Origin of the sequence: Burkholderia multivorans ATCC BAA-247, from assembly GCF_000959525.1 — a bacterium.
GTDB classification, from domain to species: Bacteria; Pseudomonadota; Gammaproteobacteria; order Burkholderiales; family Burkholderiaceae; genus Burkholderia; species Burkholderia multivorans.
Window position 1 is genome coordinate 951935 of record NZ_CP009832.1, and the last position, 25860, is coordinate 977794.

Annotated in this window: 23 protein-coding genes and 1 pseudogene; 8 read left to right on the forward strand and 16 right to left on the reverse strand. The window is 66.2% G+C overall.

Going from position 1 to position 25860, the window contains the following annotated elements; translation table 11 throughout:
* Positions 1-98 precede the first annotated feature (98 nt).
* From NP80_RS29800 to NP80_RS16815, 4 genes and pseudogenes are all read left to right on the forward strand, one after another.
* Positions 99-917, forward strand: coding sequence for a glycosyltransferase family 2 protein (locus NP80_RS29800; RefSeq protein WP_006412242.1), 819 nt, complete (start codon positions 99-101; stop codon positions 915-917).
* Entirely contained in the window at positions 914-1879 is a 966-nt protein-coding gene (locus NP80_RS29805; protein WP_080596294.1) for an NAD-dependent epimerase/dehydratase family protein, read from the forward strand. The genes NP80_RS29800 and NP80_RS29805 overlap by 4 nt, the downstream gene beginning before the upstream one ends.
* A 5-nt stretch (positions 1880-1884) precedes the next feature.
* Positions 1885-2901 carry an MraY family glycosyltransferase gene (locus NP80_RS16810; protein WP_035948702.1) on the forward strand — a complete coding sequence of 339 codons (1017 nt, stop codon included), beginning with the start codon at positions 1885-1887 and terminating at the stop codon, positions 2899-2901.
* A gap of 12 nt (positions 2902-2913) precedes the next feature.
* A pseudogene (locus tag NP80_RS16815) lies at positions 2914-4822 on the forward strand (polysaccharide biosynthesis protein).
* 179 nt (positions 4823-5001) lie between these two features.
* On the opposite strand, the gene glmS reads toward NP80_RS16815, so the two are convergent.
* The 6 genes from glmS to NP80_RS16845 form a co-directional block, all read right to left on the reverse strand.
* Positions 5002-6819 carry a glutamine--fructose-6-phosphate transaminase (isomerizing) gene (gene glmS / locus NP80_RS16820; protein ID WP_045593965.1) on the reverse strand — a complete coding sequence of 606 codons (1818 nt, stop codon included), beginning with the start codon at positions 6817-6819 and terminating at the stop codon, positions 5002-5004.
* 107 nt (positions 6820-6926) lie between these two features.
* A complete protein-coding gene (locus tag NP80_RS16825; RefSeq protein ID WP_006412232.1) occupies positions 6927-8033 on the reverse strand; it encodes an MraY family glycosyltransferase in 1107 nt (368 codons plus the stop codon).
* Between the two features lie 27 nt (positions 8034-8060).
* A complete protein-coding gene (gene galE / locus NP80_RS16830) occupies positions 8061-9083 on the reverse strand; it encodes a UDP-glucose 4-epimerase GalE (protein WP_006412239.1) in 1023 nt (340 codons plus the stop codon).
* A gap of 15 nt (positions 9084-9098) precedes the next feature.
* A complete protein-coding gene (locus tag NP80_RS16835; RefSeq protein ID WP_006412238.1) occupies positions 9099-10235 on the reverse strand; it encodes a glycosyltransferase family 4 protein in 1137 nt (378 codons plus the stop codon).
* A 40-nt stretch (positions 10236-10275) separates the two neighbouring features.
* Positions 10276-11100, reverse strand: coding sequence for a glycosyltransferase (locus tag NP80_RS16840; protein ID WP_006412230.1), 825 nt, complete (start codon positions 11098-11100; stop codon positions 10276-10278).
* Positions 11097-12353 (reverse strand): oligosaccharide flippase family protein, encoded by a 1257-nt coding sequence (locus NP80_RS16845; RefSeq protein WP_006412233.1) that lies wholly within the window; start codon positions 12351-12353, stop codon positions 11097-11099. The genes NP80_RS16840 and NP80_RS16845 overlap by 4 nt, the downstream gene beginning before the upstream one ends.
* Positions 12354-12601: 248 nt before the next feature.
* Here NP80_RS16845 and NP80_RS16850 point away from each other — a divergent pair, with 248 nt between their 5' ends.
* The 4 genes from NP80_RS16850 (at position 12602) to waaA (ending at position 17454) form a co-directional block, all read left to right on the forward strand.
* Positions 12602-13996, forward strand: coding sequence for a phosphomannomutase/phosphoglucomutase (locus NP80_RS16850; protein ID WP_006400938.1), 1395 nt, complete (start codon positions 12602-12604; stop codon positions 13994-13996).
* Positions 13997-14101: 105 nt separating this feature from the next.
* Positions 14102-15169 carry a lipopolysaccharide heptosyltransferase I gene (waaC, locus tag NP80_RS16855; RefSeq protein WP_370445546.1) on the forward strand — a complete coding sequence of 356 codons (1068 nt, stop codon included), beginning with the start codon at positions 14102-14104 and terminating at the stop codon, positions 15167-15169.
* A gap of 25 nt (positions 15170-15194) precedes the next feature.
* Entirely contained in the window at positions 15195-16079 is an 885-nt protein-coding gene (kdoO, locus tag NP80_RS16860; RefSeq protein WP_006406317.1) for a Kdo hydroxylase KdoO, read from the forward strand.
* Positions 16080-16116: 37 nt separating this feature from the next.
* Positions 16117-17454: a lipid IV(A) 3-deoxy-D-manno-octulosonic acid transferase gene (waaA, locus tag NP80_RS16865; RefSeq protein WP_006408834.1), complete on the forward strand. Its 1338-nt coding sequence runs from the start codon at positions 16117-16119 to the stop codon at positions 17452-17454.
* 112 nt (positions 17455-17566) lie between these two features.
* On the opposite strand, the gene ureG is transcribed toward waaA, so the two are convergent.
* From ureG to urtC, 10 genes are all read right to left on the reverse strand, one after another.
* Positions 17567-18214: an urease accessory protein UreG gene (gene ureG, locus NP80_RS16870; protein WP_006406315.1), complete on the reverse strand. Its 648-nt coding sequence runs from the start codon at positions 18212-18214 to the stop codon at positions 17567-17569.
* 20 nt (positions 18215-18234) lie between these two features.
* Positions 18235-18915: an urease accessory protein UreF gene (locus tag NP80_RS16875; RefSeq protein ID WP_006408830.1), complete on the reverse strand. Its 681-nt coding sequence runs from the start codon at positions 18913-18915 to the stop codon at positions 18235-18237.
* Complete coding sequence (gene ureE, locus NP80_RS16880; RefSeq protein ID WP_006408833.1) at positions 18902-19525, reverse strand: urease accessory protein UreE; 624 nt, start codon at positions 19523-19525, stop codon at positions 18902-18904. The genes NP80_RS16875 and ureE overlap by 14 nt, the downstream gene beginning before the upstream one ends.
* Positions 19526-19542: 17 nt before the next feature.
* Positions 19543-21249, reverse strand: a complete 1707-nt coding sequence (gene ureC, locus NP80_RS16885; protein ID WP_006406312.1) for an urease subunit alpha — start codon at positions 21247-21249, stop codon at positions 19543-19545.
* Positions 21250-21284: 35 nt separating this feature from the next.
* Entirely contained in the window at positions 21285-21590 is a 306-nt protein-coding gene (locus tag NP80_RS16890) for an urease subunit beta (RefSeq protein WP_006408829.1), read from the reverse strand.
* A 10-nt stretch (positions 21591-21600) separates the two neighbouring features.
* On the reverse strand, positions 21601-21903 hold the full coding sequence (ureA, locus tag NP80_RS16895; RefSeq protein WP_006406310.1) for an urease subunit gamma: 303 nt from the start codon (positions 21901-21903) through the stop codon (positions 21601-21603).
* Positions 21904-22119: 216 nt separating this feature from the next.
* Entirely contained in the window at positions 22120-22995 is an 876-nt protein-coding gene (locus NP80_RS16900; RefSeq protein ID WP_045593969.1) for an urease accessory protein UreD, read from the reverse strand.
* Between the two features lie 126 nt (positions 22996-23121).
* The gene (gene urtE, locus NP80_RS16905; protein WP_006400919.1) at positions 23122-23814 is read right to left on the reverse strand and encodes an urea ABC transporter ATP-binding subunit UrtE; all 693 of its coding nucleotides are present in this window, start codon (positions 23812-23814) and stop codon (positions 23122-23124) included.
* 4 nt (positions 23815-23818) lie between these two features.
* Positions 23819-24676 carry an urea ABC transporter ATP-binding protein UrtD gene (gene urtD, locus NP80_RS16910; protein ID WP_006411237.1) on the reverse strand — a complete coding sequence of 286 codons (858 nt, stop codon included), beginning with the start codon at positions 24674-24676 and terminating at the stop codon, positions 23819-23821.
* Positions 24673-25860, reverse strand: a complete 1188-nt coding sequence (gene urtC, locus NP80_RS16915) for an urea ABC transporter permease subunit UrtC (protein ID WP_006400917.1) — start codon at positions 25858-25860, stop codon at positions 24673-24675. Before urtC ends, urtD begins: the two co-directional genes overlap by 4 nt.

The following is a 25860-nucleotide window of genomic DNA, read 5'->3' on the forward strand; positions in this document are numbered from 1 at the left end:
GACCTAACTGTGTTGATAGCTCGCTGTGTGCAGGTCAGATTACGACGAAGAGGGCATATTGATCAACGTTCGACGGAATCTGCCGTCCAGAGCAACGTATGTCGCACTATCGAGCAACTGTAAGCATTTCGATCGTGGTTTACTACCCCGACGAGGCGTTGTTGCGCCGGACGATTGAAACATTGTCGGCCGCCATTGCGACGGCGGCCGACAATATTTCGGAAGCGACGGTGTACATGATCGATAATCGGGAGCACGTGCAGGGGCACGACTATCATATCGAGGCATCCAACTTGTTCGACCTGCGTTGGATCTCCGGCCATGGCAACGTAGGATACGGTCGCGCCCACAATCTGGCTATTGAGCGTACAAGCAGTGACTTTCATGTGGTTCTAAATCCGGACGTTGAACTTGATGCAAGAAGTCTGCGGGAAGCGTTGGCATTCTTCGAAGCGGAACCCGAACTCGGACTGTTAGCACCATCGGTTTGTGATGCGGAAGGTAAGCCTCAATTCTTGTGTCGCCGTATCCCGACACTATTGGACTTGTTCGTGCGTGGATTTCTTCCGCCGAGCATACAGCGTTTTTTTTCCGGCCGTTTGGAGCGATACGAAATGCGTGAGTTGATCTCTTCACGACATGTCGTATGGGATCCCCCAATTGTAAGTGGCTGTTTCATGATGTTCCGGACAGCGACACTCAAGTCACTGGGTGGCTTCGATCCGCGCTATTTTTTATATTTCGAGGACTATGACTTGAGTTTGCGGGTGCATGGTGTGGCGCGAGTTGCTTATGTTCCTGCCGTGCATATCCTGCATCATGGTGGCGGCGCATCGCGCAAAGGTTTCGCCCATATCCGCATGTTCATCATGTCTGCTTTCAAGTTTTTCAATCGCTTCGGCTGGAGATGGTGGTGAGTCGGCTCCTCGTTACCGGTGCAAACGGCTTTGTCGGTCGAGCCGTTTGCCGCAGAGCATTGAAGGCAGGGCATACCGTTACGGCGGTCGTGAGGCGTCCGGGGGAGTGCGTCGCCGGTGTTAGGGAATGGCTCCATGGCGCACCAGACTTTGACGGGCTCCGATCGGCATGGCCGACCGACCTCGAGATCGACTCTGTTATCCACCTCGCCGCACGCGTTCACGTTACACACGAGCAGTCACCAAATCCGGACGCTGCGTTTGACGCCACTAACGTCGTCGGTACTCTACGCGTTGCCGAAGCGGCGTGCAGTCATGGTTCGCGCAGAATGGTATTCGCTAGCAGCATCAAGGCGGTAAGGGAAAATGACGGTGGTGCCCCGCTAACAGAGGACGCGCCTCCGAGTCCAATGGATGCGTATGGTCGATCAAAACTCCGTGCGGAGAGAGAACTTGCACAGTTCGGCAGATCGGCTGGACTTGAGGTAGTCATTGTGCGGCCGCCGCTTGTCTATGGTCCTGGAGTTCGCGCAAATTTTCTTCGACTGATGAACGCTGTCGCGAGCGGGATACCGCTACCGCTCGACGCTGTTGCGGCGCGTCGTAGCATTGTCTTCGTTGAGAATCTCGCGGACGCTTTGCTGCACTGCGCCACGGCTCGGGACGCTGTCGGCGAATGCTTTCACGTAGCCGATAGCGACGCGTTCTCGGTTCCCGAGTTGATTAAAATGGTGGGCGATGCGCTTGGTCGGCCAGCCCGTCTGTTCCCGATACCGACGATTCTGTTGTACGCGCTTGGTAGGTTAACTGGTCGCGGTGCGGCCGTTGAGCGTCTAGTTGGTAGTCTTCAAATGGACACCGGCCGCATCCAGCGGGTGCTGGGATGGCGGCCACCTTATACGACGCGAGAAGGCCTCGAAGCGACAGCAGCATGGTATCGTTCGCGCGATATCCGAGAATAGGAAACATGCTTCCCGTGAATTCCCCTTGGCTCATCGCGGCCGCCGTAGCCTTGGTCGCGGCATTCGCTTCGGCCGCGATTCTCCGCATACTACTCTCCAGCGGACTGGCTTGGCGTCTCGCGATCGACGTTCCGAACGACCGGTCACTGCACGCGCGCCCCATACCGCGCGTGGGCGGATGGGGAATCGTGCCGGTGTGCGTTGTTGCAATGCTGCTCTTTGCGCCCAGCCTATGGCTAATCGCGGCTGGGGCCCTAGGATTGGCTGTCGTGTCCCAAGTGGACGATCGGCGCGGATTATCCGCCCGCGCGCGTTTCTCGGCACACCTCGCCGCGGTAGCGCTGTTAATCGTGACTTTTCCCTATCACGCTCCCTGGTGGCTACTCGTCGGCGCGGGTTTCGCAATGGTCTGGCTGACGAACTTGTACAACTTCATGGACGGCGCTGATGGCCTTGCAGGCGGTATGGCTGTGTTCGGTTTTGGCGCCTATGGCATAGCGGCGTTGCTCGGTCCGCGAACTATGCCGGACCTTGCCATCGGCGCCGCTTGTGTCGCCGGTGCCGCACTTGGCTTTCTTCTGTTGAATTTCCATCCAGCCAAGCTCTTCTTGGGGGACGCAGGCTCAATTCCATTGGGATTTTTGGCAGGCGCCCAAGGCTACTGGGGCTGGCGCTCGGGCATTTGGCCGATCTCGTTCCCGGTGATGGTGTTTGCTCCGTTTATTGCCGACGCGTCTGCGACGCTTTTGCGACGTCTTTTACGTGGCGAAAGATTCTGGCAAGCGCATCGCGAGCACTATTATCAAAGAATGGTTCGGTCCGGCATGGGCCATGCACGTACCGCTCTATATTGGTACCTCATCATGCTCGGCGGCGCGGTTTTGGCGCTGTGGGCGAAGAGTCGCGCAGAACTACAGCAATGGTTGTCGTTGACCCTTTGGTATGGCGTCCTCGCTTGTATCGGGTTGCTGATCGACGTACGCTGGCGCCGCTTTCGGATGGCTGCCGAGAACAATTTATGAGGTCTTCCGCCGATGTTGCGATTGAAAGCATCATGGCTGTCATTGAGCGCATTCCTGTTTGATTTGCTCGCCGGCGCGGCGGCGTGGCTGCTTGCCTATCTAGTCCGGTTCAACGGCAATATCCCGCCGGATTTCCTGCACGGCGCGCTCTCTGCGCTCCTGTGGGCGCTGCCTGTGTATGGCTTGATGTTTCATATGTTCGGGCTGTACAGGGGCCTTTGGGTTTTCGCGAGCCTGCCAGATCTAATGCGTATTTCGAAGGCAGTGATCGGCGGCGCCATCATCGTGATGATTGGCGCGGTGATGCTCCAGCCTCAGCCAATCATTCCCCGCTCGGTCCTGTTGGTTTGCCCCATGATGCTATTCCTCATCATGGGCGGCGCCCGCGCGTTGTATCGCGCGACGAAGGAGTTTTACCTGTACGGCGGCCTCGTCGGCCAGGGCAAGCCCGTGCTCGTCCTCGGCGCCGGCACGGCCGGCGCGAATCTCGCGCGCGAGCTGTCCCGTTCCGGCGAATGGCGGCTCGTCGGTCTGCTCGACGACGATGTCACGAAGCAGGGCCGCGAAATCTACGGCTACAAGGTGCTCGGCTCGTTCAACGACCTGAAGCACTGGACCGACGCGATGAAGGTCGAATACGCGATCATCGCGATCCCGTCGGCGTCCGTCGAAACGCAGCGACGTGTCGCGACGCTCTGCGTGCGCGCCGGCGTGAATCTGCGTGCGCGCCGGCGTGAAAGCGATGGTGTTGCCGTCGCTCACGGCGCTGATGCCGGGGCAGGGCTTCCTGTCCCAGGTGCGCAACATCGATCTCGAAGACCTGCTCGGTCGCGAGGCGGTAACGATCGACACGCCGCACGTCGAAGCGCTGCTGCGCGGCCGCGTCGTGATGGTCACGGGCGCCGGCGGTTCGATCGGCTCCGAGCTATGCCGGCAGATCCTGCGCTTCGCGCCGGCGCAACTCGTCGCGTTCGATCTGTCCGAATATGCGATGTACCGCCTCACCGAGGAATTGCGCGAGCGCTTCCCCGATCAGCCGGTTGTACCCATCATCGGCGACGCGAAGGATTCGTTGCTGCTCGACCAGGTGATGTCGCGCTATGCGCCGCACATCGTGTTCCACGCGGCCGCCTACAAGCACGTGCCGCTGATGGAGGAGCACAACGCATGGCAGGCGCTGCGCAACAACGTGCTTGGCACGTACCGCGTGGCGCGTGCGGCGATCCGCCACGAGGTGCGCCACTTTGTGCTGATCTCGACGGACAAGGCCGTCAATCCGACCAACGTGATGGGCGCGAGCAAGCGGCTCGCCGAAATGGCATGTCAGGCGCTGCAGCAGACGAGCGGCCGTACGCAGTTCGAGACCGTGCGCTTCGGCAACGTGCTCGGCAGCGCGGGCAGCGTGATTCCGAAGTTCCAGCAGCAGATCGCGAAGGGCGGCCCGGTGACGGTCACGCACCCGGAAATCACGCGATTCTTCATGACGATCCCGGAGGCATCGCAGCTCGTGCTGCAGGCATCGAGCATGGGACGCGGCGGTGAGATCTTCATTCTCGACATGGGCGAGCCGGTCAAGATCGTGGATCTGGCGCGCGACCTGATCCGTCTCTACGGTTTTTCGGAGGAGCAGATTCGCATCGAATTCACCGGCTTGCGGCCCGGCGAAAAGCTCTACGAGGAACTGCTCGCGGACGACGAAACGACGACGCGCACGCCGCATCCGAAGCTGCGGATCGCACGCGCCCGCGAAGTGCCCGACAACCTGCTCGACGAACTGTTGCCGTGGCTGATGCAGCATCGTGTGCTGACCGACGACGAGGTGCGGCGCGATCTGCGGCGCTGGGTGCCGGAATATCAGACAGCATCGACGCCTATGTTGCAAAGCGTCCCGATGGCAGTACGTGCGGCGCCAGAGGGTTAACGGTGGTTCAGATACGCTGAGGGCTAGCGGCGAGCACGAGCGGTAGCCGGGGCCTGCAAAACCGTTAGCGGTTTAGCCAGCGCATGTCTCGAGATGTCGCGCCACCCCGCCAGTTTCCAGCTGCGCGACTCTATACTTACCGGGACGGTGCGACGCAACCGTCCCGTTACTCATCAGAATTATTCGACCGTCACCGATTTCGCCAGATTGCGCGGCTTGTCAACATCGGTGCCGCGCGCGCATGCCGTGTGATACGCGAGCAGCTGCAGCGGCACCACGTGTAGAACCGGGGACAACTGCCCGTAGTGCTCGGGCATCCGGATCACGTGCAGGCCGTCGCCGTTGACGATCTGCGTGTCCGCATCGGCGAATACATACAGCTCGCCGCCGCGCGCGCGCACTTCCTGCATGTTCGACTTCAGCTTCTCGAGCAGCGTGTCGTTCGGCGCAACGGTAATCACCGGCATCGCTTCGGTGACGAGCGCGAGCGGGCCGTGCTTCAGCTCGCCGGCCGGGTATGCCTCCGCGTGGATGTACGAGATTTCCTTCAGCTTCAGCGCGCCTTCGAGCGCGATCGGGTAGTGCAGCCCGCGGCCGAGGAACAGCGCGTTTTCCTTGCGCGCGAATTCGTCGGCCCACGCGATGATCTGCGGCTCGAGCGCGAGCACGCTGTTCAGCGCGGCCGGCAGATGGCGCAGCTGCTTCAGATATTCGGTTTCCTGCGCGGCGTCGACATGCCCGCGCAGCTTGCCGAGCGTGGCGGCGAGCACGAACAGCGCGACGAGCTGCGTCGTGAAGGCCTTCGTCGACGCGACGCCGATCTCGGTGCCCGCGTGCGTGAGGAACTGCATGCCGGTCAGGCGCACCATCGCGCTCGTCGCGACGTTGCAGATCGCGAGCGTGTGCGTGTGGCCGAGCGCCTGCGCGTGCTTGAGCGCGGCGAGCGTGTCGGCCGTTTCGCCCGACTGCGAGATCACCAGCACGAGCTGACGCGGGTTCGGCACCGAGTCGCGATAGCGGTATTCGCTCGCGATCTCGACCTGCGTCGGGATCTTCGCGATCGACTCGAGCCAGTATTTCGCCGTCAGCCCCGAGTAGTAGCTCGTGCCGCACGCGAGGATCAGCAGGCTGTCGATCTGCGCGAACGCGGCGGGCGCGGCGTCGCCGAACAGCGTCGCGTCGAACGCGTCCGTCTGCGGCACCGTGTCGCCGATCGCGCGCGGCTGCTCGAAGATTTCCTTCTGCATGAAGTGGCGATACGGGCCGAGTTCGACCGCGCCGCCGTAGGCGCTGACCACGCGGATCTCGCGCTGCACGAGCGCGCCGTGGCGATCGACGATCTTCACGCCGTCCAGCGACAGCTCGCAGACGTCGCCTTCCTCAAGGAACGTGAAGCGGTCGGTGCTGCCGGCGAGCGCGAGCGCGTCGGACGCGACGAAGTTCTCGCCGTCGCCGTGGCCCACCACGAGCGGCGAGCCCTGACGCGCGCCGACGACCGTATGCGGCTGATCCTTGTGGATCACCGCGATCGCATACGCGCCGTGCAGTTGCTGCACCGCTTCGCGCACGGCGTCGAACAGATCGCCGCGGTAGAGGCTGTGCACGAGGTGCGCGATTACTTCGGTGTCCGTTTGCGACACGAACTCGTAGCCCTTCGCGCGCAGCGCGTCGCGCAGCGGCTCGAAGTTTTCGATGATGCCGTTGTGCACGAGCGCGAGCGCGCCGGACGAGAAGATCGGATGCGCGTTGTGCGTGACGGGCGCGCCGTGCGTCGCCCAGCGCGTATGCGCGATGCCGGTCGTGCCTTCGAGGTGCGAGTCGCGAACCTGCGCGTCGAGATCGGCGACGCGCGCGACGCTGCGCGCGCGCTTGGGCGCATCCGCTTCGAGCACGGCGACGCCGCACGAATCGTAGCCACGGTATTCGAGGCGCCGCAATCCTTCGATCAGCACCGGAACGATATTACGCTGCGCAACTGCGCCGACAATGCCGCACATGAAAAATCTACCTTCTATGGGAAGCGGGCGCCGTACGGCACTCGCATGATGTTGAGTTTTTTACCCAGCTAACTTATAGCCGCTCGTTTCGGCCCGTACTTCAGCGTTCAATGTCCGCGCTTTTCCTTTCTGACCACCATCCACCTAGGCACCCTGAACCGCACGATACTCAAATAAAGCCACACATACGTGCAGGCAAACAGCACGACAAACACAAACAGATGCACCGTATGCCGCCAGAACAGCGTAGCCGGGATCACGGCCACGAGACACAGCAGCCACAGATAAGGTGAAGTCAGCGAATTCCTTCGCGTCAGATCATGCGCGTGCTTCGTCCCCACGGCCCACCGCATCAGCCGCTTGTACACGAGCATATGCAGGTGCACGCCATCCGGAATGCCCGGCGACATCCCGCGGATGAATTTCTTCCGATAGATCGAGAAGCACGTCTCGAAGATCGGGTACATGAACAGCAGCACCGGATACCACGCGGACACTTCGCGATTGCGCATCACGAGCAGGATCGCGAGTTCGGCGAGCATGAACCCGATGAAGTACGCGCCGCCGTCCCCGAGAAAGATCAGCCCGGCCGGAAAATTCCACAGAAAGAACCCGAGCACGGCGCCCATCATGATGATCGACGCCGACATCACGACCGGATCGTTGACGTGGAACGCGACATACGCGAGCGACGCGAACATCATGAAGCTGACCATCGACGCGAGTCCGTTGAAGCCATCGATGATGTTGATCGCATTCGCGAGCGCGGCCACCGCGAGCACGGTGATGAACGCCGAGATGGCCACGTAGCTGAGCAGGAAATCGAGCGGCGGCACGCTGATGCGCTTCACCGCGATCCCGAGCAGCCAGAACGCGAGCGCCGCCGCGGCCATCGTGCACAGCAGCCGCGCGCGCGGCGACACGCGCTTGGTCAGATCCTCGACGAGCCCCGACAGGAACGCCGGCAGCCCGCACGCGACGATCCCGAGAATGCTGCCGGAAATCGTGGGATAGCGTCGCGACAGCACCAGCGCGGCAATGACGACGCCGGCCAGGATCCCGATGCCCCCCACGCGCGGCACGGGCCGCACGTGGAATTTCTGCACGCCGGCCAGATCGCTGTCGATCGAGAATTTCTCGTGTAGATGCGCATAGCGCACGATGAACAGCGTAACGAGCAGGGAAACGATGAAGCCGGACGCGAAGCTGAGCATGGGATCGCTCGAAAAATGGACAGCGGATTATACAAAACCGCGCGGGTTCGCCTCCTGCCATCGCCAGTGGTCCGCACACATGTCGTCGAGGCCGAGCGTCGCACGCCAGCCGATGATGTCGGCGGCCGCCTGCGGGTTCGCATAGCACTCGGCGACGTCGCCCGGGCGGCGCGCGACGATCTCGTACGGCACCGGGCGGCCCGACGCCTTCTCGAACGCGCGTACGACATCAAGCACGCTGTAGCCCTGGCCGGTGCCGAGGTTCACGACGAAGCTCGCGTCGCGCTTCACGAGCGCATCGAGCGCGGCGATGTGCCCCTTCGCGAGATCGACGACGTGGATGTAGTCGCGCACGCCGGTGCCGTCGGGCGTCGGATAGTCGGAGCCGAACACGCGCAGCTTCTCGAGCTTGCCGACGGCGACCTGCGCGACATAAGGCATCAGGTTGTTCGGAATGCCGGCCGGATCCTCGCCGATCAGCCCGCTCGCATGCGCACCGACCGGGTTGAAATAGCGCAGTGTCGCGATCCGCCACGACGGATCGGACACCTCGAGATCGCGCAGGATCTGCTCGGCGATCAGCTTCGACTGGCCGTACGGATTCGTCGCGGAGAGCGGGAACGATTCGTCGATCGGCGAGCGCTCGGGCACGCCATAGACGGTTGCCGACGAGCTGAACACGAACTGCTTCACGTTGCGCGCGCGCATGACCTTCAGCACGGTCAGCAGCCCGCCAAGATTGTTCTGGTAGTACTCGAGCGGTTTCGCGACCGATTCGCCGACGGCCTTCAGCGCCGCGAAATGAATCGTGCCGGTGATCGGATGCGCGTCGAACACTTTCGCGAGCGCGGCTTCGTCGCAGACGTCGACCTGATGGAACGCGGGCTGCTTGCCGGTGATGCGTTCGATGCGCCGCACGGCTTCGGCCTTGCTGTTGACGAGGTTGTCGACGATCACGACGTCGTAGCCGTTGTCGAGCAGCTCGACGGCCGTGTGCGAGCCGATATAGCCCGCGCCGCCGGTAACGAGGATGGTGCCTTTAGCGCTCATTGCGGATGTACTCCTTCAAAAGGTAATGCCCGTCAGCGTACGAACAGTATGCCGGTAGCGTTCCACGACCTGCTGCTCATCGAATTCGGCTGCGACCTTGCGCCGGCCGCGCTCGCCCATCGCCTCGCGCCCGGCCGCTCCGATGTCGATCATGCGCATCAACTGCTCGGCGAGGCTCGCGCTATCGCGCACGCGGCACAGGAAGCCCGTTTCGCCGTCGGCGACGACGTCGCGGCAGCCCGGCACGTCGGTCGCGACGATCGGGCGTCCCATCGCGGACGCCTCCATCAGCGTGCGCGGCACGCCTTCACGATACGACGGCAGCACGACGCAGTCGGCAGCGGCGATGTGCGGACGCACGTCGTGCGCTTCGCCGAGATACTCGACGATGCCTTCGGCGACCCACGCATCGACGTCGGCGCGGCCGATCGCGCTCGGGTTGTCGACACCGAGCGGCCCGAGCAGCTGAAAGCGCGCATTCGGATGGCGCGCGCGCACGATGCGCGCTGCTTCAACGTACTCGCGCACGCCTTTATCCCACAGCAGCCGGCCGATCAGGATGAACACCGGCGCAGCGCCGCCCGGCAGCGGCACCGGCGCGAACTGTTCGAGATCGACGCCTTCGCCGTGCAGCAGCCGTGCGCGCTCCGGATGCGCGAGCAACCGTTCGTCGGTGAAGGTCGCGAGATCGTCGCGGTTCAAGAACCACACTTCACGCGGAAAGCGGAACGCGAACCGGTACAGCCGCTTCGCGATGCTCGCCGCACGGCTTTTCTGGATGAACACGTAGCCGAGCCCGGTCGTCACCGCGATCGAGGGCACGCGCGCGAGCCACGCGGCGACCGAGCCGTAGATGTTCGGCTTGATCGTGTAATGGAACACGAGATGGGGCTGCAGCGCACGGTAGTGGCGAACCAGCGCGGCGAGCGTGCCGAGATCCTCGCGCGGGCTCGTGCCTTTCGATGCAATCGCGAGCGCCACATAGCGGCAGCCCATCTGCTCGAGCAGCGGCACGGTGCGGTCGTGCGGCGCGATCACGATCACGTCGGCGCCGTGCGCGACGAGCGCACGGATCAGCCCGTGCCGATACGTGTAGATCGCCCAGGCCGTGTTGCAGACGAGCGCAATGCGCAGCGGGGAAGTGGCGGACATGAAAAAAAGAAAAAATAAAGCGTCGAAAATGCCCTGCGCGCTAGGCGGACGGCCGCGCGGCGAACAGCGTCTGCTTGATGCGTTGCAGCGTCCGATACGGCGTCACGAAGTGCAGCAGGTTCTTCGCGAGGCCGGCCCAGTCGTACGGATTCAGCGCGTTGAAGTGGCGCAGCAGCAGCGCGAGCGTCGACATCAGCTGGCGGCGACGCTTCGTCGCGCTGATTCCGCCCTCGTTGAGCTCGTAATAGAGGCCGAGCTCGGGCAGGTTCGCGCAATCGTAGCGTTGCATTAAGCGTAAAAAAAGATCGAGATCCTCGGCCGCGCGGTACTTCGCGCGATAGTTGCCGACCTCGCGCACGGCGTCGATGCGCAGCATCACCGACGGATGCACGAGCGGCGAGCGCAGGAAGCGCGTGCGGCGCAGCGTGCGCGGATCGGCGGGCGGCGTCAGCATGAAACGCGGCTCGCCGGCGCGCGACACGACCTGCGTCCACATCCCGACGCAGGCGACTTGCGGGTGCGCGTCGAGAAACGCGCGCTGCTTCGCGAGGCGCTGCGGCGCGGCGAGATCGCCGGCGTCGATGCGCGCGGCATAGCGGAAGCCGCGCTGCGCGAGCGCCTCGATGCCGGCTTCGAGCGCGCGCTCGATGCCGACGTTGTCCGGCATGCGCAGCACTTCGATCGTGAGGCCCGCGATCGCGGGCGCGACGATCGGCGGCGTGCTGCCGTCGTCGACGATCAGCACGTGTACGGGCGCGTCCTCGCGGAACGACGCGAGCGTGCGCACGACGTCGTCGTGCCCGTTGTAGGCCGGCATCAGCACGGCGACGTCGTCGAGCGGCGGCGCGGAAGCGGGAGACGTCATGAACGCAGTTTGAAACGAATGTAATAAAAATTGACGGCCGCGGCGGCCGCGTAGCCGGCGGCGAGCCCGACGAGCGCGCCGTACAGCCCGAGCCGCGGGATCGCGAGCCAGTTCGCGAGCGCGGCGATCGCGAGCGCGAGCGCCCATTTCGCGAGCAACACGAATTTTGCTTGATATTTGAGCACGATAAGATTGCCTATCGCCTCGATCCCGGCAGGCACGGACAGCCAGACGGCCCAGCGGAAGATGTCGACCGACGCCTCGTAGCCGCGTCCGAACACCTTGCCGACGATCAGCGGCGCGGCGGCATCGAGCACGAGCGCGCCGGCCGTCATCAGCGCGGCGGTCATCGCGATGAGCCGGACGATGTTGCGGCGCAATCGCGCGACGTCCTGCACGCGGTAGACGAACGCGGGCGCGATGGTTTGCGCGAGCATCAGCGCGAGCGTGATCCAATTCTCGTTGAGCTGTTGTGCGGCAGCGTACCGGCCGAGGTCGGCGAACGACACGTGGCGTTCGAGCATCAGCCGGTCGAGCTTCAGGAACAGGTACATGCAGATCAGCCCGAGCCAGAACACGGTGCCGGCCGTCGCGAAATGTCGGAACAGCGGTTTGTCGAACGTCCAGCCGAGCGAGCCGCCGTTACGATGACGGTAGTACAGCAGCAGCACGAAGCCGATCGCGGCCGCCTCGAGCGCCCACAGCCACGCGAAGCGGGCGGGCGCGGCGGCGGCGCGCACCAGCAGCCAGACGAGCAGCGCCTTCGCGAGCGCGGTGAACATGCTCGTCACGAGCTGCGGCTTGCTGTACGTCATGCTCTGCAGCCACGCGTTGATGACGCCGACGAACGGCTCGCGGAACACCATCGTGACGGCAAGGCCGGCCAGCATCGCGCCGACGAGCGGATCGAACGCGCCGGCGGCGATCGCGATCCAGGTCGCGATGAGCGCGGCGATCGACACGCCGATGCGCAGCGCGAACGCGCTGCCGAGCACGGCGCCGAGCTGGGCCGGCGGGCGCTGCACGATGGTCGGCACCAGAATTTCCGCGCCGCACACCCAGGTCAGCGGCGCCAGCACGAGGAGCAGCGTATTCGCATACTGCCATTTGCCGAACACGTCCGGCCCGAAATAACGGGCCAGCAGCCCGCTGATCGCGATCGCGACGCCGATCTGCGTCAGCCGTTCGAGCCCCAGCCAGACGAGGTTCGCGACGGCTTTCGCGACGTCCGGGTTGCCGAATCGCTTCAGCATGCGGCGGCTAGGCGGCCGCACGCGCGCGGGGCGGCCGGCAGGGCGCCGGCTGGCGGCAGGAAGGCGGCGGAGCGACTACGCATTAAAATGGGCGGTATGCACGTCATCGAAACCCGCGATTATAAGTGGGATCGGGGCCGCTCCAGCCGTCCCGTCCGTTGTTCCGCGCGGAGCCTGCGTGTAGCATGCGCCGGCACCGGCGAGAGGCGGCCAGACTATTTTCCATGCACGCAACCGAGAGAGAATCGATGATCTCCCAATCCATCTTCAAGGCATATGACATCCGCGGCGTGGTCGGCAAGACGCTCGACGCCGACACGGCGCGCAGCATCGGCCGCGCGTTCGGCAGCGAAGTGCGCGCGCAGGGCGGCGACGCGGTCGTCGTCGCGCGCGACGGCCGCCTGTCCGGGCCCGAGCTCGTCGGCGCGCTCGCCGACGGGCTGCGTGCGGCAGGCGTCGACGTGGTCGATATCGGCATGGTCCCGACGCCGGTCGGCTACTTCGCGGCGAGCGTGCCGCTCGCGCTGAAGGGCGGCGAGCGCCGCGTCGATTCGTGCATCGTCGTCACCGGCAGCCACAACCCGCCCGACTACAACGGCTTCAAGATGGTGCTGCGCGGCGCGGCGATCTACGGCGAGCAGATCCAGGCGCTGTATCGCCGCATCGTCGACGAGCGCTTCGAGAGCGGCAGCGGCACGTACGAAGAGCACGACGTGGCCGACGCGTACATCGACCGCATCGTCGGCGACGTGAAGCTCGCGCGCCCGCTGAAGCTCGTCGTCGACGCGGGCAACGGCGTCGCCGGCCCGCTCGCGACGCGCCTGTTCAAGGCGCTCGGCTGCACGCTGGTCGAGCGCTTCACCGACATCGACGGCACGTTCCCGAACCATCACCCCGATCCGGCCCACCCGGAAAACCTGCAGGACGTGATCCAGGCGCTGAAGGACACGGACGCCGAGCTCGGCTTCGCCTTCGACGGCGACGGCGACCGTCTCGGCGTCGTCACGAAGGACGGCCAGATCATCTATCCGGATCGCCAGCTGATGCTGTTCGCCGAGGAAGTGCTGTCGCGCAACCCGGGCGCGCAGATCATCTACGACGTGAAGTGCACGCGCCACCTCGCGCAATGGGTGAAGTCGAAGGGCGGCGAGCCGCTGATGTGGAAGACGGGCCACTCGCTCGTGAAGGCGAAGCTGCGCGAAACGGGCGCGCCGCTCGCGGGCGAAATGAGCGGCCACGTGTTCTTCAAGGATCGGTGGTACGGCTTCGACGACGGCCTCTACACGGGCGCGCGCCTGCTCGAGATCCTCGCGAAGACGGCCGACCCGAGCGCCGTGCTGAACGCGCTGCCCGATGCGATGAGCACGCCGGAACTGCAGCTGAAGCTCGAGGAAGGCGAGAACTTCAGCCTGATCGAGAAGCTGCAGAAGGAAGCGAAGTTCGACGGCGCGGACGAAGTCGTGACGATCGACGGCCTGCGCGTCGAGTATCCGGACGGCTTCGGGCTCGCGCGTTCGTCGAACACGACGCCGGTCGTCGTGCTGCGCTTCGAGGCGGAGACGCAGGACGGCCTGAAGCGCATTCAGGACGACTTCCGCCGTGTGCTGACGGCCGCGAAGCCGGACGTGAAGCTGCCGTTCTGACCTGGGCATCGGGCGGCCGCACGGGTCGCCCCAGCCGGTCGCCCTGACCGGGCGCCTTCTCCCCGAAAAGCGGCGTGCGCGTGACGCGTGCGCCGCTTTTTGTCAATCTACGGCGCCGGGCGCGATAAAATCGCGTCTTTATGCCTGTCGCCGGCCGTCTGCCGGCGTTTTTTCAGCGTGCAAAAGATCCTGATCGTGCGCGTGTCGTCGCTGGGCGACGTCGTGCACAACATGCCGGTGATCGCCGATATCCGGCGTCGCCATCCCGATGCGCAGATCGACTGGCTCGTCGAAGAAAGCTTCGTCGATCTCGTGAAACTCGTCGACGGCGTGCGCAACGTGCTGCCGTTCTCGCTGCGCCGCTGGCGCAAGCAGCCGTTCTCCGGCGCGACGTGGCGCGAGATCCGCGCGTTTCGCAAGCAGCTCGCCGCCGAGCACTACGATCTCGTGATCGACTGCCAGGGCTTGATCAAGACCGCGTGGGTCGCGAGCTGGGCGCGCGGGCCGCTCGTCGGCCTCGGCAACCGGACGGACGGCGCCGGCTACGAATGGCCGGTGCGCTTCTTCTATCGCAAGCGCGTGCCGATCGCACCGCGCACGCACGTCGTCGAGCGTTCGCGGCAGCTCGTCGCGGCCGCGCTCGGCGATCCGGCGCCGACGCCGGCCGATCCCGTCGATTTCGGCCTCGACACGCGCGACGCGTCGCGCGCGATCGCCTCGGTCGGGCTGAACCTGCCGGTGCCCTACGTGGTGTTCGTCCATGCGACTTCGCGCGCGGACAAACAATGGCCCGACGCCGCATGGATCGAGCTCGGCCAGGCGCTGGTACGGCGCGGCGCATCGCTCGTGCTGCCGTGGGGCAACGACGCGGAGCGCGCGACGAGCGAGCGGCTCGCGAAGGAGTTCGGCGAGGCCGCGATCGTGCCGCCAAAGCTGTCGCTGCCGGCCGTGGTCGGCCTGATCGACGGCGCGGCCGCGACGGTCGGGGTTGATACAGGTCTGGTTCACATCGCGGCCGCGCTGAAGCGCCCGACCGTCGAACTGTACAATTTCGCGACGGCCTGGCGAACCGGCGGCTACTGGTCGCCGAACGTCGTCAATCTCGGCACGGCGGGGCAGCCCCCGTCGATCGCGCAGGTGAAGTCGGCGCTCGCGGGCTTCGGTCTCCTGTAACGCACGCATTCGTGGCGAACCGATCATGAGCGAATCCCAGATCATCGAAGTCTCGTCCGCCGACTGGAGCGGACATCAGCTGTCGGTGCCGCGCGAGCAGTTGCTGGCGGCAGTCGAGGAAGGCAAGGTGCTGTATTTCCCGCACCTGCGCTTCGCGATCGAAGGCGGCGAGGAAGCGCTGCTCGATCCGGCGCTCGCCGATCCGAAACGCAAGAACATCAGTCTTGCGCCGAACGGCGGCGCGCTCGTCGGCGTGCTCGGCGACGAAGTCACGCAGTCTGCCGTGCGCGCGCTCGTCGCGCGCTTTCAGCAGCAGGCCGGCACGCTCGTCGACGGCCTGTTTCCCGAATACCGCGGCAAGCTGCGCGTCGCGCCGACGAGCCTGCGGCTGATGCAGGTCGAGACGCGCCAGACGTCGTGGCGCAAGGACGACAGCCGGCTGCACGTCGACGCGTTTCCGTCGCGGCCGAACTACGGCGAGCGGATCCTGCGCGTGTTCACGAACGTGAACCCGGCGGGCGTGCCGCGCGTCTGGCGCGTCGGCGAGCCGTTCGAGGACGTCGCGAAGCGCTTTCTGCCGAAGATCCGTCCGCAGCTGCCGGGCTCCGCGTGGCTGCTGAATCTGCTGCACGTGACGAAGTCGCGGCGCAGCGCCTACGACCATCTGATGCTGAATCTGCACGACGGGATGAAGGCAGATCTCGACTATCAGAAGACCTGTCCGCAGCAGACGATGCCGTTCCCGCCGGGCAGCGTGTGGATATGTTTCTCCGATCAGACTTCGCACGCTGTGATGTCCGGACAGTTCATGCTCGAGCAGACCTTCTTCCTGCCCGTCGACGCGATGGTGCGCCGCGAGTGCGCGCCGCTCGGCATCCTCGAGCGGCTCACGGGCAGGGCACTGGTTTGAGCGCGCATATTCATCGACACGACGGCCGGGCACACGCATGCTGAGGACGATCTATCGCGCGCTGTGGTGGCTCGTCGCGCCGCTCGCCGTCGTGCGGCTGTACGTACGCTCGCGCAAGGAGTACGGCTATCGCGAACATATCGGCGAGCGCTTCGGCTACGGCGCGGGCCGCGCGCCCGACGATCGCGCGCCGCTGATCTGGGTGCATGCGGTGTCGGTCGGCGAGACGCGCGCCGCGCAGCCGCTGATCGACGCGCTGATGCGCGCGCGGCCCGACGCACGGATCCTGCTCACGCACATGACGCCGAGCGGCCGCGCGACGGGCGAGCAGCTGTTCGGCGATCGCGTGCTGCGCTGCTATCTGCCCTACGACATGCCGGGCGCCGTACGGCGCTTTCTGCGTGCATGGCGGCCGACGCTCGGCCTCGTGATGGAAACGGAAGTGTGGCCGACGCTGATCGACGAGTGCCGTCGCGCGGACGTGCCGCTCGTGCTGACGAATGCGCGGATGTCCGCGCGTTCGTGCCGGCGGGCGGCGAAGTTCGGTGCGGCGACGCAGGAAGTGTTCGGCGGCTTCTCGCGCGTGCTCGCGCAGAGCCCGGCCGATGCCGAGCGGCTGACGTCGCTCGGTGCACGCAACGTCGCGGTGCTCGGCAACCTGAAGTTCGACATGACGACGCCGCCGGAACTCGCGGCGCGCGGCCATGCATGGCGTGACGCGATCGGCAAGCGTCCGGTGTGGGTCGCGGCGAGCACGCGCGAGAACGAGGAAGCGCTCGTGTTGCAGGCGTTCGCGGCGATGCGCACGCCCGGCGCGCTGCTGATGCTCGTGCCGCGCCATCCGCAGCGCTTTGCGGAAGTCGAGTCGCTGGTCGCGCGCGAAGGGCTCAAATGCGTACGGCGCTCCGCATGGGCGGCCGATGCGGCCGCGCTCGCGGCAGGTCGCCCGGCCGCGGATGCGCTGCCGAACGACGTGCAGGTGCTGCTCGGCGATTCGATGGGCGAGCTTGGCGCGTACTACGCGGCGGCCGACGTCGCGTTCATCGGCGGCAGCCTGCTGCCGCTCGGCGGCCAGAACCTGATCGAGGCATGCGCGGTCGGCGTGCCGGTCGTGATCGGGCCGCACGTGTTCAACTTCACGCAGGCGACGGCCGACGCGGTCGCGGCCGGCGCGGCGCTGCAGGTCGCGGATCCGCTCGATCTCGCGCACGTGCTCGACGCGCTGTTTGCCGACAACCCGCGGCGCATTGCGATGGGCGCCGCCGCCGCGGCGTTTGCGGCACGCCATCGCGGCGCGACCGCGCGCACGGTGGACGTGCTGGCGGCCCTGCTGCCGCCGGTCGAGCGCGACACGTCCGTCACGCAGGACGACTGACGGCGAGCCGGGGCGACGCGATTGCGCAGCGCCGGCGCCGCGCTGCCGCCGCCTATTTCAGATCGCCGCCGGCCCCGAGGCCATCCCGGTCGTGCGTGGGCCGGCCGTTCGCTCAGACCGTCAACAATCCCTTCTTCTCGATGAACGCGACGACTTCCGCGACGCCTTCGAGCGCCTTCAGGTTCGTCATCACGTAAGGCCGCTCGCCGCGCATCTTTTTCGTGTCGGACGCCATCACGTCGAGGTTCGCGCCGACCAGCGGCGCGAGATCGGTCTTGTTGATCACGAGCAGGTCGGACTTCGTGATGCCGGGGCCGCCCTTGCGCGGAATCTTCTCGCCGCCCGCGACGTCGATCACGTAGATCGTCAGGTCCGACAGTTCGGGGCTGAACGTCGCCGCGAGATTGTCGCCGCCCGATTCGATGAACACGATGTCGGCATCGGGAAAGCGCGACAGCATCCGGTCGACGGCCTCGAGATTGATCGACGCGTCTTCGCGGATCGCCGTGTGCGGGCAGCCGCCCGTCTCGACGCCCATGATGCGTTCCTCGGGCAGCGCGCCGGCGACCGTCAGCAGACGCTGATCTTCCTTCGTATAGATGTCGTTGGTGATCGCGACGAGGTCGTACCGGTCGCGCATCGTCTTGCACAGCATTTCGAGCAGCGTGGTCTTGCCTGAGCCGACCGGGCCGCCGATGCCGACGCGCAGCGGCGGCAGTTTCTTGGTGCGGCGGGAGACGGAGGGAGCGGGTGCGTTCATGGCGTAGTGTGGGTCGTAGGTCAGGAGCGGAACAACCGCGAATACTGCGTTTCGTGCCGTGCGGACAGGATGCCGAGCTGCGGCGCGAACGTGTTGACGGCATCGGCCGGCGTCGCGAGCGCGCGGCGCACGGCCGCGTCGATCGCATCGCGCAGTGCGACGATGATGCGCTGGCCGGCGAGCTGGCCGAGCGGCACGGCTTTCAGCGCGGCGGCCGTCTGGTTCTCGACCCAGCCGAATGCATAGGCGGCGAGCACCGCATCGGCGCCGGCATCGTGCGCGGCGGCCGCATAGGCGAACGCGGTCGGCAGCGCGATCGGCTGCAGCGATGCGAGCGTCGCGCGCCGCGCGGCGTCGCCCCATTCGAGCGACGCACAAAGCTGCGCGAGCGACCAGCCCATCTGCTCGGTCTCGCGACGCAGTTCCGACGATTCGCGGCTCGCGACGAACCATGCGTTTTCGGCGGCGAGCGCGGGCGCGTCGTGCGCATGCCAGCGCGCGAGCTGGTGTGCGAGGAACGGCAGTTCGCCGTGCGCGAGCACGTCGGTCAGGCCGCTGGCGATCCAGTCGCGCGCGCTGTCCGCGTCGTGGATCAGATTGGCGTCGAGCGCCGCTTCGAGCCCCTGCGAATAGCTGAACGCGCCGATCGGCAATGCCGGCGACGCGAGATGCAGCAGCGCGACGAGTTCAGTGGTGTTCATGGCCGTGGCCGTGCGTGCAACCGGGACCATGCTGATGATCGTGATCGTGATCGTGATCGTGCGAGTGCGAGTGCGAGTGCGAGTGCGAGTGGCCGTGGTGTTCGCCGAACACCTGCTGCGCGAGCGCATAGTCTTCGGCGAACGTCGCATCGTGTCCGTGCTTGTGGCCGCCGCCGTATGCGCCGGCTTCCGGCTGGAACGGCGCGCTCGTCTGCTCGACCTGCGTGCCGAGCCGGCGCAGCATGTCGGCGAGCACCGGGTCGGCTTCAAGCTTCAGATAGCCGTCGCCGATCTCGACCGGCGTATGCCGGTTGCCGAGGTGATAGGCGGCGCGCATCAACGTCAGCGGATCGGCCGCGCGCACGAGCAGCACGGTTTCGGCGGCCGCCGCGATGCGCACGAGTGCGCCGTCGTCGGCGACGAGCACGTCGCCGTCGCGCAGCACCGTGCCGCGCGGCAGCAGCACGGCGACGTCTTCGCCGGTGTCGAGCGTCGCGGCGAGCCGGCTCTTGCAGCGGGCGTCGTAGGTCAGCGTGAGCGTCGGTGCGCGTGCGACGAGCGACGCGGCGAGCCGGACGTTGGGAGCAATGCGTTTGTCGAGCGTGCGCATGAAACGGGAACGGTCGGTCAGAACAGGAAATAGCGCTGCGCCATCGGCAGCACGGATGCGGGTTCGCAGGTCAGCAGCTGGCCGTCGGCGATCACGTCGTAGGTCTCCGGATCGACGCTGATCGCGGGGCGCCACGCGTTGTGGATCATGTCGGCCTTCGTGACCTGGCGGCAATTGCGCACCGGCACGATCGGCTTCGCGAGCCCGTAGCGCTCGGCGATGCCTGCGTCGGCCGCCAGTTGCGACACGAAGGTCAGCGACGTGCGGGCCAGCGCGCCGCCGCGCGTCGCGAACATCTCGCGATAGTGAACCGGCTGCGGCGTCGGAATCGACGCGTTGGGGTCGCCCATCTGCGCGAGCGCGATCATCCCGCCCTTGAGGATCATCGTCGGCTTGATCCCGAAGAACGCCGGTTCCCACAGCACGAGATCCGCCCACTTGCCCGGTTCGATCGACCCGACGTGGTGCGCGATACCGTGCGTGATCGCCGGATTGATCGTGTACTTCGCGACGTAGCGCTTCGCGCGGAAGTTGTCGTTGCGCGCGCTGTCTTCCGGCAGCGCGCCGCGCTGCACCTTCATCTTGTGCGCGGTCTGCCAGGTGCGGATGATCACTTCGCCGACGCGGCCCATCGCCTGCGAATCGGACGACAGCATCGACAGCGCGCCGAGATCGTGCAGGATGTCCTCGGCCGCGATCGTCTCGCGGCGGATGCGCGATTCGGCGAACGCGAGATCCTCGGCGATCGACGGATCGAGGTGATGACACACCATCAGCATGTCGAGATGCTCTTCGAGCGTGTTGATCGTGTAGGGGCGCGTCGGATTCGTCGACGACGGCAGCACGTTCGCTTCGCCGCACACCTTCAGGATGTCGGGCGCATGGCCGCCGCCCGCGCCTTCGGTGTGATACGTGTGGATCGTGCGGCCCTTGAACGCGGCGACCGTCGATTCGACGAAGCCGGCTTCGTTCAGCGTGTCGGTATGGATCGCGACCTGCGTGTCGGTATCGTCGGCGACCGACAGGCAGGTATCGATCGCGGCAGGCGTCGTGCCCCAGTCCTCGTGCAGCTTCAACCCGATCGCGCCGGCCGCGATCTGTTCGACGAGCGGCTCCGGCCGGCTCGCATTGCCCTTGCCGAGAAAGCCGAGATTGATCGGCCAGCCGTCGGCCGCCTGCAGCATCCGTTCCATGTGCCACGGCCCCGGCGTGCAGGTCGTCGCGTTGGTGCCGGTCGCGGGCCCCGTGCCGCCGCCGAGCATCGTCGTGACGCCGGACGCGAGCGCTTCGTCGATCTGCTGCGGGCTGATGAAATGGATGTGCGTATCGATGCCGCCCGCGGTCACGATCAGCCCTTCGCCGGCGATCACTTCGGTACCCGCACCGATCGCGATCGTCACGCCGGGCTGGATGTCGGGGTTGCCGGCCTTGCCGATCGCGGCGATGCGGCCGTGCTTGATCGCGATGTCGGCCTTCACGATGCCCCAGTGATCGAGGATCACCGCGTTCGTGATCACCGTGTCGGGCACCTCGGCCGAGACGCGCTGCGACTGGCCCATCCCGTCGCGGATCACCTTGCCGCCGCCGAACTTCACTTCCTCGCCGTAGGTCGTGAAGTCGCGTTCGATCTCGATCAGCAGTTCGGTGTCGGCGAGGCGGACGCGGTCGCCCGTCGTCGGCCCGAACATTTCCGCGTACGCGCGGCGGCTCAAGCGTAGTGTCATGTCGTGCTGTTCCTGATGAGAAGCGCGGGCGTCGCTCAGAGCGGCCCCATCACCTTGCCCTGAAAACCGTAGACGACGCGATCGCCCGCGAGCGCGACGAGCTCGACGGTGCGCGTCTGGCCCGGCTCGAAGCGCACGGCGGTGCCGGCCGCGATGTTCAGCCGGAAGCCGCGCGCGGCTTCGCGGTCGAACGCAAGCGCGTCGTTCGCTTCGTAGAAGTGATAGTGCGAGCCGACCTGGACCGGCCGATCGCCGGTGTTCGCGACGACGAGCGCGATCGTCGCGCGTCCCGCGTTCAGTTCGTGTTCGCCGTCGTCGGTGAGGATTTCGCCGGGGATCATGCGCGGTGCCTTACGGAATCGGGTGATGGACGGTGACGAGCTTCGTGCCGTCGGGGAAGGTCGCTTCGACCTGAATGTCGGGAATCATCTCCGGCACGCCGTCCATGACGTCGTCGCGCGTGAGCAGCGTCGTGCCGTAGTGCATGACTTCGGCGACGGTCTTGCCGTCGCGCGCGGCTTCCATCAGCGCGGCCGTGATGAACGCGACCGCCTCCGGATAGTTCAGCTTGAGCCCGCGTGCGCGGCGACGTTCGGCCAGCAGTGCCGCCGTGAAGATCAGCAGCTTGTCTTTTTCTCGGGGAGTCAGTTTCATGAAGGCGGACGTTCAGGAAAGCGTAATGTTCGACGGCACACGGCACCCGTGCGGGAACGCGGCTCATCGTAGCACCGTGTCGTTCGACGTGCGCGACGTAGCGGATCGGTAAGCAGCAAGGGGCGTGCCATGCACGTCGCGCGCGATTCCATGCACATTCGTCGTGCGTGCTGCCCGAAAGCCGTGCATCGGCGCGCGCCGAACTGGTGCGCGTGCTCAGGTCTGCCAGAGGCGCAACGGTCGCGCCTCGGCGCCGTGCACGATCGGCCGCAGATGCAGCCAGCAGTCGGTGAGGTGACGCTGCAGCGTTTCCATCGACGCGGCGAGCGCGCGCACGAGCACGACGCCCGGCGTCACGCAGGTCGCGCCCGCGCGCAGCGCGTCGTCGAACGGCATGCGTTCGGCGAGCGATTCGGCGAGTGCGGCGTCGCACGCGGCGCCGGCCGCCCACAGCGTGCCGTACGCGGGGAAGCCCGCGAGGCCCTGCGGTGCCGCGCGCAGCGGGTCGCGCGCATCGAGCAGCGCGCGCTCGGTCCAGAGCGGCCGGCCGTGCGCATCGACGAGCGTCGACGTCGACGCGACGCGCCCGGCCGCCCAGGTTTCGCCGGCCGCCTGGCGGCCGAGCTGCGTCGCTTCCCAGCCGATCGCGCTCGCGCCTGCGCCGAGCGTCAGCGAGAAATCGAGCGACGCGTGCGCGTGATCGAAAAACAGATTGTTCTGCGGCAGCCAGTCGAGCTTCGCGCGTTCGCCGAGCACGATCGCGATGCGCTGCGTGGCGTCGAGTCCGTTCGACTTGTACCACTTCGTCGCGCCCGGTGTGGTGAGGACCGCGTGCGTGTCCTCGCCGAGTGCGATGTCGATGTCGAGTCGGTCGCCGCCCGCGACGCCGCCCGGCGGATGCACGATCACCGCATGGCAGATCGCGTCGCCTTCCGGATACAGCGGGCGCTGCACGCGCAACGGGCCGTCGTGCAAGCGATGCACGAGTGCCGTGCGCGTGTGCTGCCGTTCGAAGCCGAGTTCGAGGCGGCCGCGCCACGACTTGGCGACGGCGGGGCGCGACAGCGGCGCGTGGGAATCGGAGGCGGACATCGGTGCGAAAGGAAAACGAAGGGAGCGGATCGGCGCGCAACCGGCAGCGCGAATGCGGATGCTACCGGAACAATAATGCCGATGCCGCTTTCGCGGAAGTGCCGACGATGAAGGTCGCGCGGCGCGCTACACCGCGATGAGTTCGCGCACGCCGTTCGCATCCATGTCGCGCGCGTCGCCGCCCGCGACGATCTCGCCGCGGCTCATCACCCAGTAGCGGTCCGCGATCGAGCGCGCGAAATCGTAATACTGTTCGACGAGCAGCACGGTCATCTTCGTTTCGTCGACGAGCTGCCGCAGCGTGCGCCCGATGTCCTGGATGATCGACGGCTGGATGCCTTCGGTCGGCTCGTCGAGGATCAGCAGCTGCGGCTCGCTCATCAGCGCGCGGCCGATCGCGAGCTGCTGCTGCTGGCCGCCCGACAGGTCGCCGCCGCGCCGCGCGCGCATGTCCTTCAGCACGGGGAACAGCGCATAGATGCGCTCGGGCACTTTCGAGCGCGCGCTGCGGCTTGCCGCGCCGACGAGCAGGTTCTCTTCGACGGTCAATCGAGGAAAGATGTCGCGGCCCTGCGGCACGTAGGCGAGTCCGGCGGCCACGCGTGCCTCCGGTCGCAACGTGCCGAGCGACGCGCCGCGCCACGACACGGTGCCGCTTTTCGCGGCGACGACGCCCATCACGCAGCGCAGCAGCGTCGTCTTGCCGACGCCGTTGCGGCCGAGCAGCACGGTGAGCTTGCCGTCTTCGGCATCGAGCGTCGCGTTGCGCAGGATATGGCTGCCGCCGTAGTACTGGTTCAGCGCTTCGATCTTCAGCATCGCATCATCGTCCGAGGTAAGACTCGATCACGGCGTCGTTGCGCTTGACCTGATCGAGCGTGCCTTGCGCGAGCACCGCGCCTTCTGCCATGACCGTCACGCGGCCCGCGTCGCCGGCGAGCGCCGCGACGAATTCCATGTCGTGCTCGACGACCATCATCGAGCACGTGCCGCGCAACGTGTTCAGCAGTTCCGCGAGTTCCATCGTCTCGTGATCGGTCATCCCGGCCGCCGGTTCGTCGAGCAGCAGCAGCGCGGGGCGCTGCATCAGCAGCATGCCGATCTCGAGCCGCTGTTTCTGGCCGTGCGACAGCTCGCCCGCCGCGCGAAACGCGTGGCTTTCGAGGCCGATCAGCGCGAGCGTTTCCTCGATCTTCGCCTGCGCGTCGCGGTCGAGCCGCGCACGCAGCGACGCGAGCCAGCCCTTGTCGGTCTGCATCGCGAGCTCGAGGTTTTCCCACACCGGATGCTGTTCGAACACGGTCGGCTTCTGAAACTTGCGGCCGATCCCCGCACGTGCGATCTCGGGCTCGTTCATCCGCGCGAGGTCGAGCGTCTGGCCGAGGAAGACCTTGCCCGCATCGGGGCGCGTCTTGCCGGTGATCACGTCCATCATCGTCGTCTTGCCCGCGCCGTTCGGTCCGATCACGCAGCGCAGCTCGCCCACGTCGATCGCGAGCGACAGCTTGTTCAGCGCGCGAAAGCCGTCGAAGCTCACGTCGATGTCCTCGAGATAGAGAATCGTGCCGTGCGACGTGTCGATGCCCGTGGGCGCGACGCGGCCCATCGACGCGGTGCCGCTCACCGTATGCCGATCGTCTTCCGGCGGCGGAATGAACTGATAGAGCGCCGTTCCGTTCATCGGCTTTCCCCTTTCGCAAGCACGCGTTCGACGACGCCCATGATCCCGCGCGGCAGCAGCAGCGGCACGAGCACGAAGATCAGGCCGAGAAAGAACAGCCAGTATTCGGCGAAGTAGGCGGTAAACACGCTCTTCGCGCCGTTCACCGCGAACGCGCCGACGATCGGGCCGATCAGCGTGCCGCGTCCGCCGACCGCGACCCAGATCGCCATCTCGATCGAATTGCCGGGCGACATCTCGCCGGGGTTCACGATGCCGACCTGCGGCACGTACAGCGCGCCCGCGATGCCGCACAGCACGGCCGAGACGGTCCACACGAACAGCTTGTAGGCGAGCGGGCTGTAGCCGAGGAACATCAGCCGCGTCTCGCCGTCGCGCACCGCGGTCACGACGCGGCCGAGCTTGCTCGTGACGATCGCGCGCGCGGCGACGAACGCGAGCACGAGCGTCGCGAACGTGAGCAGCAGCAGCACGGTACGCGTGCCGGGCGACGTGATCGGGAAGCCGGCGATCCGCTTGAAATCGGTGAAGCCGTTGTTGCCGCCGAAGCCCGTCTCGTTCCGATAGAACAGCAGCATCGCGGCGAACGTCAGCGCCTGCGTGATGATCGACAGATAGACACCCTTCACGCGCGAGCGGAACGCGAAGAAGCCGAACACCCACGCGAGCACGGCCGGCACGAGCACGACCAGCAGCAGCGCCCACGCGAGGTGCTGCGTGCCGGCCCAGTACCACGGCAATTGATGCCAGTCGAGAAACACCATGAAGTCGGGCAGGTCGCTGCCGTACTGGCCGTCGCGGCCGATCTCGCGCATCAGGTACATGCCGATCGCATAGCCGCCGAGCGCGAAGAACAGCCCGTGGCCGAGGCTCAGGATGCCGCAGTAGCCCCAGACGAGATCGAGCGCGAGCGCGGCGATCGCATAGCACATCAGCTTGCCGGCGAGCGTCATCGCATAGGCGGACAGATGGAACGCGCTCGACTCGGGCGCGACGAGCGCCGCGAGCGGCACGCCGATGCCGACCGCGAGGCACAGCGCGACGAGCGCGAGCCATGCGCGGCGCGACAGCAGCGCCGGGCGCGGCGGCAGGCCCAGTGCGAAGCCGCCGTGCGTGCGCGCGGCGGGCGCGTGCGGCTGCGCATCGGCGGCCGCGTTCGACAACGAATCGGTGAGGGAAGTCAC

Excerpts from the sequence above, each read along its gene's own strand:
- NP80_RS29800 (WP_006412242.1), top strand. The coding sequence starts at position 99 with ATGTCGCACTATCGAGCAACTGTAAGCATTTCGATCGTGGTTTACTAC.
- NP80_RS16810 (WP_035948702.1), top strand. The coding sequence starts at position 1,885 with ATGCTTCCCGTGAATTCCCCTTGGCTCATCGCGGCCGCCGTAGCCTTG.
- glmS (WP_045593965.1), bottom strand. The coding sequence starts at position 6,819 with ATGTGCGGCATTGTCGGCGCAGTTGCGCAGCGTAATATCGTTCCGGTG.
- NP80_RS16825 (WP_006412232.1), bottom strand. The coding sequence starts at position 8,033 with ATGCTCAGCTTCGCGTCCGGCTTCATCGTTTCCCTGCTCGTTACGCTG.
- galE (WP_006412239.1), bottom strand. The coding sequence starts at position 9,083 with ATGAGCGCTAAAGGCACCATCCTCGTTACCGGCGGCGCGGGCTATATC.
- NP80_RS16835 (WP_006412238.1), bottom strand. The coding sequence starts at position 10,235 with ATGTCCGCCACTTCCCCGCTGCGCATTGCGCTCGTCTGCAACACGGCC.
- NP80_RS16840 (WP_006412230.1), bottom strand. The coding sequence starts at position 11,100 with ATGACGTCTCCCGCTTCCGCGCCGCCGCTCGACGACGTCGCCGTGCTG.
- NP80_RS16845 (WP_006412233.1), bottom strand. The coding sequence starts at position 12,353 with ATGCTGAAGCGATTCGGCAACCCGGACGTCGCGAAAGCCGTCGCGAAC.
- NP80_RS16850 (WP_006400938.1), top strand. The coding sequence starts at position 12,602 with ATGATCTCCCAATCCATCTTCAAGGCATATGACATCCGCGGCGTGGTC.
- kdoO (WP_006406317.1), top strand. The coding sequence starts at position 15,195 with ATGAGCGAATCCCAGATCATCGAAGTCTCGTCCGCCGACTGGAGCGGA.
- waaA (WP_006408834.1), top strand. The coding sequence starts at position 16,117 with ATGCTGAGGACGATCTATCGCGCGCTGTGGTGGCTCGTCGCGCCGCTC.
- ureG (WP_006406315.1), bottom strand. The coding sequence starts at position 18,214 with ATGAACGCACCCGCTCCCTCCGTCTCCCGCCGCACCAAGAAACTGCCG.
- NP80_RS16875 (WP_006408830.1), bottom strand. The coding sequence starts at position 18,915 with ATGAACACCACTGAACTCGTCGCGCTGCTGCATCTCGCGTCGCCGGCA.
- ureE (WP_006408833.1), bottom strand. The coding sequence starts at position 19,525 with ATGCGCACGCTCGACAAACGCATTGCTCCCAACGTCCGGCTCGCCGCG.
- ureC (WP_006406312.1), bottom strand. The coding sequence starts at position 21,249 with ATGACACTACGCTTGAGCCGCCGCGCGTACGCGGAAATGTTCGGGCCG.
- NP80_RS16890 (WP_006408829.1), bottom strand. The coding sequence starts at position 21,590 with ATGATCCCCGGCGAAATCCTCACCGACGACGGCGAACACGAACTGAAC.
- ureA (WP_006406310.1), bottom strand. The coding sequence starts at position 21,903 with ATGAAACTGACTCCCCGAGAAAAAGACAAGCTGCTGATCTTCACGGCG.
- NP80_RS16900 (WP_045593969.1), bottom strand. The coding sequence starts at position 22,995 with ATGTCCGCCTCCGATTCCCACGCGCCGCTGTCGCGCCCCGCCGTCGCC.
- urtE (WP_006400919.1), bottom strand. The coding sequence starts at position 23,814 with ATGCTGAAGATCGAAGCGCTGAACCAGTACTACGGCGGCAGCCATATC.
- urtD (WP_006411237.1), bottom strand. The coding sequence starts at position 24,676 with ATGAACGGAACGGCGCTCTATCAGTTCATTCCGCCGCCGGAAGACGAT.